The sequence below is a fragment of the Trinickia sp. HAY1-2D genome, from assembly GCF_056754935.1.
Genome location: NZ_JBPGWX010000001.1, coordinates 1,531,780 through 1,542,606 on the forward strand (window position 1 = coordinate 1,531,780; position 10,827 = coordinate 1,542,606).

General features: G+C 61.2%; 11 protein-coding genes. 2 read left to right on the forward strand and 9 right to left on the reverse strand.

Features of this window, described 5'->3' with window-relative positions; translation table 11 throughout:
• Window positions 1–9 precede the first annotated feature (9 nt).
• The 7 genes from ACR9ZC_RS06705 to ACR9ZC_RS06735 form a co-directional block, all read right to left on the reverse strand.
• Window positions 10–405, reverse strand: coding sequence for a RidA family protein (locus ACR9ZC_RS06705; protein WP_331569158.1), 396 nt, complete (start codon window positions 403–405; stop codon window positions 10–12).
• A complete protein-coding gene (locus ACR9ZC_RS06710; RefSeq protein WP_481579627.1) occupies window positions 402–857 on the reverse strand; it encodes an acyl-CoA thioesterase in 456 nt (151 codons plus the stop codon). Before ACR9ZC_RS06710 ends, ACR9ZC_RS06705 begins: the two co-directional genes overlap by 4 nt.
• Window positions 854–2,038, reverse strand: a complete 1,185-nt coding sequence (locus ACR9ZC_RS06715) for an acyl-CoA dehydrogenase family protein (protein ID WP_481579742.1) — start codon at window positions 2,036–2,038, stop codon at window positions 854–856. The genes ACR9ZC_RS06710 and ACR9ZC_RS06715 overlap by 4 nt, the downstream gene beginning before the upstream one ends.
• Before the next feature lie 25 nt (window positions 2,039–2,063).
• Window positions 2,064–2,921 carry an enoyl-CoA hydratase family protein gene (locus ACR9ZC_RS06720; protein ID WP_481579628.1) on the reverse strand — a complete coding sequence of 286 codons (858 nt, stop codon included), beginning with the start codon at window positions 2,919–2,921 and terminating at the stop codon, window positions 2,064–2,066.
• Window positions 2,922–2,983: 62 nt separating this feature from the next.
• Complete coding sequence (locus ACR9ZC_RS06725) at window positions 2,984–3,538, reverse strand: MarR family winged helix-turn-helix transcriptional regulator (protein WP_481579629.1); 555 nt, start codon at window positions 3,536–3,538, stop codon at window positions 2,984–2,986.
• Window positions 3,535–4,314 (reverse strand): SDR family NAD(P)-dependent oxidoreductase, encoded by a 780-nt coding sequence (locus ACR9ZC_RS06730; RefSeq protein ID WP_481579630.1) that lies wholly within the window; start codon window positions 4,312–4,314, stop codon window positions 3,535–3,537. The genes ACR9ZC_RS06725 and ACR9ZC_RS06730 overlap by 4 nt, the downstream gene beginning before the upstream one ends.
• A complete protein-coding gene (locus tag ACR9ZC_RS06735; protein ID WP_481579631.1) occupies window positions 4,311–6,653 on the reverse strand; it encodes a bifunctional salicylyl-CoA 5-hydroxylase/oxidoreductase in 2,343 nt (780 codons plus the stop codon). The genes ACR9ZC_RS06730 and ACR9ZC_RS06735 overlap by 4 nt, the downstream gene beginning before the upstream one ends.
• Before the next feature lie 987 nt (window positions 6,654–7,640).
• On the opposite strand from ACR9ZC_RS06735, the gene ACR9ZC_RS06740 reads away from it, so the two are divergent.
• Together ACR9ZC_RS06740 and ACR9ZC_RS06745 are read left to right on the forward strand one after the other, a co-directional pair.
• Window positions 7,641–8,024 (forward strand): hypothetical protein, encoded by a 384-nt coding sequence (locus ACR9ZC_RS06740; RefSeq protein WP_481579632.1) that lies wholly within the window; start codon window positions 7,641–7,643, stop codon window positions 8,022–8,024.
• Entirely contained in the window at window positions 8,017–8,364 is a 348-nt protein-coding gene (locus ACR9ZC_RS06745; protein WP_481579633.1) for a hypothetical protein, read from the forward strand. Before ACR9ZC_RS06740 ends, ACR9ZC_RS06745 begins: the two co-directional genes overlap by 8 nt.
• 156 nt (window positions 8,365–8,520) lie before the next feature.
• On the opposite strand, the gene ACR9ZC_RS06750 is transcribed toward ACR9ZC_RS06745, so the two are convergent.
• Together ACR9ZC_RS06750 and ACR9ZC_RS06755 are read right to left on the reverse strand one after the other, a co-directional pair.
• Window positions 8,521–9,132 carry a class I SAM-dependent methyltransferase gene (locus ACR9ZC_RS06750; protein ID WP_481579634.1) on the reverse strand — a complete coding sequence of 204 codons (612 nt, stop codon included), beginning with the start codon at window positions 9,130–9,132 and terminating at the stop codon, window positions 8,521–8,523.
• A 135-nt stretch (window positions 9,133–9,267) separates the two neighbouring features.
• A complete protein-coding gene (locus ACR9ZC_RS06755) occupies window positions 9,268–10,800 on the reverse strand; it encodes a M48 family metallopeptidase (protein WP_481579635.1) in 1,533 nt (510 codons plus the stop codon).
• Between the last annotated feature and the right edge of the window lie 27 nt (window positions 10,801–10,827).

The following is a 10,827-nucleotide window of genomic DNA, read 5'->3' on the forward strand; positions in this document are numbered from 1 at the left end:
CCTCCGGGATCAGTCGGGAATGACGGCGGTGGCTTCGATTTCGACTTTGGCTTCATCTTCGATCAGTGCGGCCACCTGCATGGCGCTCATGGCGATGTCGTAGTCGCCGATCACCTCGCGAAACGCCTGTCCCACTTCCCGCAATGAAGCCAGGTATTCGCGCTTGTCGGTGACGTACCATGTCATGCGCACGAGATGCTCGGGCCGGCCGCCTGCGGCCTCCAGTGCAGCGGCGACATTGAGCAGCGCCTGACGCGCCTGCGCCGCAAACTCCGTCGAATGAAATTGTTCGTCGGCGTCCCAGCCGATTTGCCCGGCGATATAAACGGACGTACCGCGTGCGGCAACCGCGTTGGCGTACCCGCGCGGCTTCGTCCAGCCGGATGGAAGAAAAGTGCGTTTCATAGCGACAGGGCCTCGAAGCTCAAAGGTGACGATGCAGCGCGTTCGAGCGCGGTGCGGATGTCGTCAGGAATATCGATCGATTGATGTGAAGCCAGCGATGTAGTCACGAGCACTTGCTTCGATCGGAAGCAGACACCGTCATGACGAAGCGCTTCGATGCCGATGGAGATCGAGCGTCGTCCGAGCGCATCGAGCGACAATCGCATCGATAGCGATTCGCCCATTCGGCTCGGGCGGACGAATTCGCATTCAAGTTTGACAATCGGCAGGCCGATGCGGCGCGTTCCGATCATCGCTGCATAGTCGATGCCGAGCCCCTCGTTGAACCAATCTTCGACAAGGGCGTTCGTGAGCGTCAGATATTGCGGAAAAAACACGATGCCGGCCGGGTCGCAATGCGAGAAGCGAACCCGCACCGACCGCTCGAAGAGGATGGCGCCCGGAATGCTCATCGCACAGCCCCTTCGCGCGCAGCATGTTGCGCCAGAAGGTCGCGCCCAACGATCAATTGCTGAACTTCTGTCGCCCCTTCGTAAATGCGCAACGCACGGATCTCGCGATAAAGCGTCTCGACGGTCGTTCCGCTTTGCACGCCCTGAGCCCCCCAGATCTGCACGGCCGCATCGATGACTTGCTGCGCGCCTTCGGTGGCGTGCCACTTCGCCATGGCCGCTTCGCGCGTCACGCGTTTGCCTTGATCGCGCATCCAGGCCGCCCGATAGACGAGCAGTGCGGCGCTATCGATCGTCAACGCCATTTGCGCGAGCTTTGTCTGTGTCAACGGCAAGTCGGAAAGCGTTTGCCCGAAAAGATGCCGCGTGCTTGCGCGGTGCAGCGCCTCGGCCAGCGCGCGGCGGGCAAAGCCGAGCGCTGCTGCCGCCACCGAAGTGCGGAAGATGTCGAGCGTGCGCATGGCAAGCTTGAACCCTTCGCCCGGCGCGCCGAGCATATAGTGCTTGGATAAACGTGCGCCCGCGAATTCCAGCCGGGCGAGCGGATGCGGTGCAATGACTTCGAGGCGCTCCGCAATCGTGAGTCCGGGCGTATCCGCGTCGACGATGAATGCACTGATGCCGCGTGCACCGGGTGCCTCGCCCGTGCGTGCGAAGACGATATAGAAGTCGGCAATGCCGCCGTTCGAAATCCATGTCTTCTCGCCTTCGAGAACATAGGCATCGCCGTCGTCGTGCGCTGTCAGCGCAAGTGCGGCCACATCCGAGCCGGACTCGGGCTCCGTCAAGGCGAACGCGGCAATCGCCGTGCCGTTGGCAACGGCCGGCAGATACCGCTGCTTTTGCGCTTGCGTACCGGCGAGCGTGATCGCGCCCGAACCCAGCCCCTGCATGGCTAGCGCGAAGTCGGCGAGACCCGCGTGTTTCGCCAGGGTCTCGCGTAACAGACAGACCGCACGGGTATCGATTTCGTCGCCATCGCCGCCGTACGTTCGTCCGCCGATGCCATAGCGCAGCCACCCGGCTTCGCCGAGCATACGCACGAGTTGGCGACATCCTTCATCCGCGCCATCGCGTTCGTGCAACAGCGAGCTCACTGCAGGCAAGTGCTCGTTGCACCACGCATCGATATCCGTCGCGAGGGTGCGGTGCCGCGCTTCAAAAAACGGCCAATCCAGCATGCTCGAAGGGGCGTCGATCGCCACGTCAATCTCCTTTGAATTCGGGACGTGCCTTCGCCGCAAATGCGCGGTAAGCCCGCTCGAAGTCCTGGGTAGCCATGCACACTGCCTGCGCCTGGGCCTCCGCCTCGAGGGCGTCGTCGACGCTCATGCTCCATTCCTGATGCAGCATCCGCTTCGTCATGCCGTGCGCGAAGGTCGGGCCACTCGCGAGTGTGCGCGCCAATTCGGTTGCCTGTGCAACCAAATCGCCGGGCTCGCAGAGGCGGTTATAAAAACCCCAGGCGTAGGCTTCTTCGCCGCTCGCCGCCCGCCCCGTAAAAAGAAGCTCCGATGCACGTCCCTGGCCGATGATGCGCGGCAGAATGGCGCAGGCGCCCATATCGCAGCCCGCGAGACCGACGCGCGTGAACAGAAACGCCAGCTTGCTGCGCGCGGTGGCGTAGCGTAGATCGGCCGCCATGGCGAGAATCGCTCCCGCTCCGGCGCATACGCCGTCCACGGCCGCGACAATCGGCTGCGGACAATGGCGCATGGCTTTCACGACATCCCCCGTCATTCGCGTGAACATCAGCAGCTCCGGCATCGGCAAGCCGATCAGTGGACCGATGATTTCGTGCACGTCGCCGCCCGAGCAGAAGTTCTCTCCGGCGCCATAGATCACTATTGTTTTGACATCTGTTGCGTAGGCGAGCTGGCGGAACAGATCGCGCAGTTCGGCATAGGAATCGAAGGTCAGTGGATTCTTGCGGTCGGGACGGTTCAGCACGATCGTGCCCACGCCGTCGCTGACGGACCAGCCGAAGTGGTGGGTCGCATAGCCGGCAAGGGCGACGGCGTTGCCTGCGTGCAGGCGGGCGGCGGATGAGGGTGAATGAGTCATGGGCGGGTTCGAATCGTTCGTTGGACGTCAGGCACAGTGCGTGATGGTGCGTAAGCGGCCATTCAACGCCGCGCGTTTTCCACCAAATGCGTTTTCAATTTGCCGAGACGCTGATACATCTTCGACTTCTCGTCGCGGCCCAGGCCGCCCAACAGCTCCACGACCCATTGTTCGTGGGCGCGCGCCATCTTGTCGAAAGCGATGCGGCCCGCGGGCGTCAGACGCACGCTGAAGGCGCGTCGGTCGTTTGGGTCTGCCTCGCGTGCAACGAAACCCTCTTTCTCGAGTTGATCGGTGATACCTGTCACGTTGCCGCCGGTGACCATCAGGCGCCGCGAGATTTCGCTCATTTTCAGTCCTTCGGGATGGCGTTCGAGTTGGGCCATCAAGTCGAAGCGCGGCAGTGTGGTCTCGAATTCGTCTCGCAGGCGGCGACGCAGCTCGGCTTGCACGAGATTGGTGGTTGCGAGCAATCTCAACCATAGGCGCAGACTCATATGGCTATCGGCGCCTGTACGGGCTTCCATATCGACGACATTGTCGCCGCGCGCTGGCTTCGTCGTTTCGATCGATTGAGCGGCGTCTTTTTTTGCCGAGGAACGGGCAGTGCGGCTCACATTACTTCTCCACCAGAGATTGAAATCGATTGACCGGTCATGGCCGACGATTCGGGCTGCACGAGCCAGAGCACCGCATGCGCGACTTCTTCCGGCGACATGAAGCGTTGTTGCGGGTTGGCGCGCTGCAACGCGGTGCGGGCTTCGTTCATGCTTCGGCCCGTTTTGGAGACGACTTGATCGAGTGCGGTATGCAGCAGCTCGGTTTCGGTGTAGCCGGGGCAAACCGCGTTGACGGTAATGCCTTTGGCCGCGACTTCGAGCGCCAGCGAGCGGGTCAGACCGATGACGCCATGCTTCGCGGCGCAGTAGGCGGCCACGTAGGGATAGCCGATTTGCCCCGCGGTGCTGGCCACATTGACGATGCGGCCGTATTTTCTTTGGAGCATCGCGGGCAAGACCGCCTGCGTGCAGAGGAAGACGCCGGTCAGATTGACGTCGAGCATGCGGCGCCACAGCGCCAGATCGGTAGCCGTGAAGGGGGAGGCTTGCGCCTGGCCGGCGTTGTCGATCAGGATATCGACCGGCCCCATCGCCTGCACCGCTGCGGCGAAGGCTTGCGCGACCGACTCGGGTTCCGTCACGTCCATCGTGATGCAACCCACATCGTCATAGGCGGCGAGTTGTTCGCGTTGGGCGGCAAGTTTCTTTGCATCGCGGCCCGTCAGCGTCAGGCGCGCGCCGGCTTGCGCGAGCGAGCGTGCAATTGCTGCGCCGATGCCGCTGCCTCCGCCTGTCACGACGGCGTGCTTACCGTTGAGCGAGTGGTTGTTCATTGCGTGTCCGATATCGGCAAAGATGGGGTTTGAGCACGCTCGCGTTCTGCGTTGCGTTCGAGTTGGGCCTTTGCGGCCGTGTATTGCTTGGGCCAGCCGATGTCGAGGTAGCCGATTTTTGCGGCCTCGGTGAGCGTCCATGCCGGGTTGGCCAAATGCGGCCGCGCGACGGCGCACAAATCCGCGCGACCGGCTGCGATGATGCTGTTCGCGTGATCGGCCTCTGAGATCGCGCCAACCGCTATCGTCGCGATGCCGGCCTCGTTGCGAATGCGATCGGAAAACGGCGTCTGGTACATGCGGCCGTAGACCGGCTTTTCGAGCTTGCTGACTTGCCCCGAGGAAACGTCGATCATGTCGGCGCCGGCCGCTTTGAATGCGCGGGCAATCTGTACCGCGTCGTCCGGCGTCGTGCCGCCTTCCACCCAGTCGTGCGCCGAGATGCGTACGGAAATCGGTTTGCTCTGAGGCCATACACGGCGAATGGCGGCGAATACTTCGAGCGGATAGCGCAGCCGATGTTCGAGCGCCCCGCCGTATTCGTCCGTGCGCCGATTCGTCAACGGAGAAATGAAGCTGGATAGAAAGTAGCCGTGTGCGCAGTGCAGTTCGAGCCAATCGAAGCCCGCTTCGTCCGCCATCTGCGCTGCGCGCACGAACTGGTTTTCGATTTCGCGCAAATCGTCGAGCGTGGCTTCGCGTGACCATTGGCTGATGCCCGCCAGATATTGTTGCGGCGAAGCGGAAACGAGTGGCCAGTTGCCTTCGTCGAGCGGCTGGTCGATACCTTCCCAGCTGACGCGCGTCGATGCTTTTGCGCCGGCATGACCGAGCTGCATGCCGATTTTGGCATCGCTTGCGCCGTGTACGAAATCGACGATGCGCTGCCACGCTTGCCGATGTTCGCTTGTATACATGCCTGGGCAGCCGGGCGTAATGCGGCCTTCGGCGCTGACGCAGGTCATTTCGGTCATTACCAGCGCGGCGCCGCCCATGGCACGGGCGCCGAGGTGGGTCAGGTGATAGTCGCCCACCGTGCCTTCGACGGCCGAGTATTGCGCCATCGGCGAAACGACGATGCGGTTTTTCAGCCGGACGCCGCGTACAGCGTAGGGTGTGAACATCGGCGGAATCGAGCGTGCCGTGCGCGGTTGCGGCGTACCCGTGCGCGCGGCGAGCCAGTTTTCGAAGCTGGCTACGTAATGTGCATCGCGTGCCCGCAGATTTTCATGCGAAATGCGCTGCGATCGCGTCAGTAGCGAATAGGCGAATTGCTCCGGTTCGAACGAGGCATATCGGTCGACATGCTCGAACCACTCCGTCGAATTGCGAGCGGCGTTTTGCAGTCGTAGCACGTCGACACTGCGTATGCGTTTGTATCGATCGAGCGCGGCTGGAAGATCGTCGGCATGAGCATCGATACTGTTTGCGAGTTCGATTGCGTCTTCAAGCGCGAGCTTGGTGCCGGAGCCGATGGAAAAATGCGCTGTATGGGCTGCGTCGCCCATCAGAACAACTGGCGTCGATCCGCCGTCCGAACGCGGCCTGAGATGAACCCACTCGCGATTGACCACGCGTGGAAAACGAATCCACTGTGAGGAGCCGCGCAGGTGCGCCGCATTCGAGATCAGCGGGTTGCCGTCGAGGTACTTCGCGAAGAGGCGCTCGCAAAACGCGATGCCTTGCTCCTTGCTCATCTCTTCGAGTCCGGCGGCACGCCAGACGCGCTCGGGTGCTTCCACGATGAATGTTGATGTGTCGTCGTCGAAGCGATAGGCGTGCGCTTGAAACCAACCCCATTCCGTCTGCTCGAATGCAAATGTAAAGGCATCGAAGCGCTTTTTCGTGCCGAGCCATACGAAGCGGCAGTCGCGCAAGTCGATATCCGGTTGGTAGGTCGCGGCGTACTTCTGTCGGATTGCGCTGTTCGCGCCGTCGGACGCGATGATGAGGTCGGCGTCGTAGCGGTCGTCGTCCGTCACGCTGGTTTCGAACACGAGTTCGACACCGAGCGCTTCGCAACGGGCTTGCAGGATATTGAGCAGACGTTTGCGGCCGATACCGCAGAACCCATGACCCGATGAGCGGAGGGTGCGGCCACGGAAGTGGATATCGATGTCGTCCCAGTGGTTGAAGGCGTCCAGGATCATATCCGCGCTTGGCGGATCGGCTGCGCGGAGATTGTCGAGCGTTTGATCCGAGAAAACTACGCCCCAGCCGAACGTGTCGTAGGGGCGGTTGCGCTCGATGACCGATACATGGTGCGCCGGGTTGCGCAATTTCATCAGGAGGCCGAAGTAGAGGCCGGCGGGACCCCCTCCGATACAGACGATGCGCATGTTCCATCCTCCTTGGCGATGGAGGAAATTTAGGTTGGAATAGTTTAGATGTCAAGTATTGTGGTGGCGATAGCCGTTGCGCTTACACCAATGATCCGGAGTAATAAAGTCCGTCTTGGGGACAGGTGGCGCGTGCGTCCCCCGATCCCAGGGCCGGGCGACCGCGACAACACGGGGAGTATCGCCCCGGCGCCGCTGGCGCGAATCCACTCATTGGCAGCGAAGGACGTGTCCGCTGCTCCATTGGGTTCAAACTGACGATATCCTCAAAGCACGTTGCACGCGCGATTATCGGGACGGCAACAACTCATGTCGGCGACTACCCGCCTTTCACATGCGTCGTAGGTCCGACACCACAGGCAGCTAACAGAGTGGTCCCGTCGTCTGCGCCGGCCACAAGCGGTTCCGCCGTTGCACCCGGCGTTTCAAGGGCGTGCGTCGCCTGTGACCACATTTCGGTTTACGGCATCCAGGATTGGGGCGCCCAGGATGAAATGCCTTTGCGTCCCAATGCCGCACGGCGATATCACCCGATAACCTTGCAAAATGCTTACAGATGCGCTCTAATGGAACGACTGCCGCATTCTTGATTTGATTACTCGCTGGCCACTGACTTGAGGTCATAGTCGTGCTTTTCATCCCGCGTTCTCGCCTCGCCTTGTTCTGCACTCCTGCACTAATGGGGGCGCGTACTGGCGGGCACTGGAAAACCGATACCTCTAGGCGCACACAAAACCGCGCCAGCTGCGCGGATAAGGCAGCACTTTCTCCTGCCCGGCTCTCCGAATAAACCAAAAGCCAATTAAACGAGAGCCGGGCCCACCATCTTTCTGTTGACCACCGACGGTGCTCCATCGCGGCTTGCGTGATGGGTGTCCGCTCGCGTGCCGAACGAACTCGAGATCCATTGCGCTGCCTGTGCGCCGCTCCTTAGCCGCGCGACCTAACTGCAGCGGGATGGGATCGTCGTCGAAGGATAGAGAAGCCATGAGAAAGCAAACCAGACATCTGAATGAGACGCCGACGCTCAGTCGGGAACGCTCCGTCGCAATCATCGGCCCTGTCAGTTGTCAGGCCCAATGCCAGGGCTACCGATTGACGGCCCGAGCAGAACCCGTGAAGAGTGCGTTGCATGCAGCCCATCTTGTGATCGAACTGCCAGGCTGCCCGACGCAGCGCTGCTTCCACGCGCTGGATTATTTTTACGACCCAGCACAGGCCTTGCAGTACGCGATCCGATGGGGGCGGATTTGGGTCGAGCACCGGCTTGCGAAAGTCGCCGTACAGCGCGTCATATCAACAAGCCCGGCAAGCAACGCCGAACTGCTTTTGAAAGAGGAACGCACTAACCGGGCAGGTAATCATGAATGAATTGTCAGGCGAAAAAACAGTACGCTTCATTGCGCGAAAGCCAGGCAGTCCAACGGCGGCGCTTGTCTACTGGCTTGACGTGACGGAGCCGTCCAGTGAGGTGAGCTTCACCGAGATAACCCAGCGCTTCGCTCCCCTGATGCAGGTCGTCTTTCCTGACGATCGACCCGGTGCGTTCGTCAACCGGAGCGCGTTGCTCGCCATACAGCACTTGGGAACCATCGATCGACTTGTTTTCCTGGACCGTTCGTCGCTCGACATCTGGAACGACCGCGATTGCGCGGATATCTGTAACCTGTATTCCAGCCGGAGGCACACATGTTGTCTGCCAATCACCTGACGATCACGGCGATGACCGGCCGCGCGGCGTGCCAGTCGTTCGTTTGCGGATCCGACATGGAATGGTGGTTTCGGAGGGGACCAGCCGTTCGACTGTGCGCTTTATAGCTCGGGCGAGCGGCAGAAGCTGGCCGAGAGGATACCGCCACACCGGCTCTCACTTCCCGAAAGCAAGGCGCGTCCATGTGACGCCCTTGTTCCTGTTTGCTTGCTGGGCTGAGCCGCTGCGAACGTTGAGCAGAAGCTCGAGACGATGGGCTTCGGCAAGCCGGATCGTGTCCGCCTCGGAGACGTCGAACATGCGCCGCCCCTCCGGAAACGGGCCATGGCGCAACGACAAGATGACGACGCCACCATCGACTAACAGGTCAGAGATGGTGCCCATGCCTCGGCGACGTTGGACTTCGTCGAGGTGCATCCACGCTGCGGTAACCATAACAACGTCGAACCGGTTCGCCCTCTCGCGGACGAGGCACAGATCCGGCAAGCTATCGTCGAGCCAGACAACGCTGGAAGCGGGATAGATGTTGGTCGCAGCAGCCCGCAGTTCGTCGACGGGCTCAACCGCCAACACCGCGTGCCCCATCGATGCCAATGCGGCAGCATCGCGGCCCATGCCTGCCCCTAGATCGAGGATGCGTGAAGGTACGTCCGGGATCAGATGCAGAACTGGTCGGTGGTGGTCTTCGAATGAAATCTTGCGCCATTCATTAGCCAAAGCCTCGGCATGCTTGGCATAACCTTCGGTTCCCGGAACGTCGATCGACATTGGTGCATCGTGGATGGTCAGATCGGTCGATTGTCGACGATTCTGGTCGAGGTGTCGAATGACGGTTCATGGCCGGCGACTGCCCGGCGTGGCCGCCCAAATCCGACCCACCTCGGCCATTGGAGCGCACGAGGATTACATTTCACCAACAGGTTCCGCGGGTCCTGCCTGATTCCGCGGAACGACTACCGCGCGAATGGCAACTAGCCATTGGGCTTCGAGCTTCGAAAGCTCCTTTTCGACTGCCTCGGGGTCCTGCAGCAGATGGATGGCCGATTCTTCGGGCACCCCCACCTCCTCGAGGGTGACTTCGTCGAGCGACGTACCCAGACCCTGCAGACGTTGCGCAAGCGGCGGATGAGTATCGACGGGGTGCGCGACCGCTGTCTTGCCAAGCTCGTCGCGCGCGGCGTCCCAGTCCATCGCGCCGAGCGCATTGCTGCAGCCGTTCTGATACGTCACTGACAAGTTCTCATACATGCGTCCTTCGGCCAGTTCACCGATATGCGCCCGCATGAGCGGGCCCCATTGGCGCGCATGGGTCGCGATTTTCACCAATGCACGCGCAAGCGACCGGGCGTCCGACGCCTCAGCGCCCGCCTGATCGGCGAGCATTTCGCGCTCTCGTCCGATGGAGCGCTCCGCGGACGCAAAGACATTCCAGCACGTACCCAGCGTCACGATGGCCGGCAGACGTGCGAGATCCGAAGCATTGCCTCCGCGCGACGACGCCATCGCAGACCACGTCTGGCCGAGTCGTGAGTAGGCGGGCGCAAAGCGTTTGCTGTAAATCACGTCGTCGCCCCGGAAGTGTCCGAGTTCGTGGCCAATCACTGCCGCAAACTCCGGCTTGCTGAACAAGCGCATCGTGCACAGCGAAATAAACAGCGTTTCGTTCGCGACCGTGCCGTGACGGCCAAACAACGCAACGGGCCCTGCGGTAACGAAGAAATTGGGCTCGAGCCCGGCGATGATATTGGCCGGTGACCGTGCGCCGAGCCGACGTGCGATGTCGTCGACGAATTGAAACAATCGAGGCTGAGACTCGCGATCGAGTTGCACGGCCTTGATAAGCATCGGTGTTTCCTTGAGGAACTGGAACGTCGAGCGCAGCAGCGTCCAGCACACGAGCAGCGCTGCAAATCCCACTGTGGCGAGCAGCACCGCGTGAACCTGATGAATCGTCATGGTCTCGATCGTGTAGACCGAAAAGACGAACAACACCGCTTGCCCGAACACCGAGAGCGCGAGCAGAAACATCACGGCACGCACAACGAAGCCGAATATCCCGCTCAGCCGCGCGCGATTCGTGCCGGCGATCGCTCTGCCGCCGTAAATCACGAGCAAGATCAAACCACCGATGGCGGCAATCGCCCACGAAGCGTATTTGACGATCGCGACCTCGTCCGCCGGGGAACACATTTCCTTATAGCCCTCCGCGTTTCCCCCAGCGCGGATCTGTGCACAAACCGAGACATAGCTCAGGTGCCGGGCTTGATAGTTTTCTTCGGTGACCAGGCGCTGATTGAACACTACCGAATCGTGAAACTGGCTCTCGTACTCCGAGGCCATGAAGTGCGCCGTCAGTACGCCGAACACGGGAATGAAGAATAGGCAGGCGAGCAACATGCACAGCGCCTTGGTGCGGGAAAGCGGTTTGTTGGCCATTTGCAGGTCTCTTCGAGCGTGATCGTA

Coding starts and splice junctions, on each gene's coding strand:
- ACR9ZC_RS06705 (WP_331569158.1), bottom strand. CDS start 405: ATGAAACGCACTTTTCTTCCATCCGGCTGGACGAAGCCGCGCGGGTAC.
- ACR9ZC_RS06710 (WP_481579627.1), bottom strand. CDS start 857: ATGAGCATTCCGGGCGCCATCCTCTTCGAGCGGTCGGTGCGGGTTCGC.
- ACR9ZC_RS06715 (WP_481579742.1), bottom strand. CDS start 2,038: ATGCTGGATTGGCCGTTTTTTGAAGCGCGGCACCGCACCCTCGCGACG.
- ACR9ZC_RS06720 (WP_481579628.1), bottom strand. CDS start 2,921: ATGACTCATTCACCCTCATCCGCCGCCCGCCTGCACGCAGGCAACGCC.
- ACR9ZC_RS06730 (WP_481579630.1), bottom strand. CDS start 4,314: ATGAACAACCACTCGCTCAACGGTAAGCACGCCGTCGTGACAGGCGGA.
- ACR9ZC_RS06735 (WP_481579631.1), bottom strand. CDS start 6,653: ATGCGCATCGTCTGTATCGGAGGGGGTCCCGCCGGCCTCTACTTCGGC.
- ACR9ZC_RS06740 (WP_481579632.1), top strand. CDS start 7,641: ATGAGAAAGCAAACCAGACATCTGAATGAGACGCCGACGCTCAGTCGG.
- ACR9ZC_RS06745 (WP_481579633.1), top strand. CDS start 8,017: ATGAATGAATTGTCAGGCGAAAAAACAGTACGCTTCATTGCGCGAAAG.
- ACR9ZC_RS06750 (WP_481579634.1), bottom strand. CDS start 9,132: ATGTCGATCGACGTTCCGGGAACCGAAGGTTATGCCAAGCATGCCGAG.
- ACR9ZC_RS06755 (WP_481579635.1), bottom strand. CDS start 10,800: ATGGCCAACAAACCGCTTTCCCGCACCAAGGCGCTGTGCATGTTGCTC.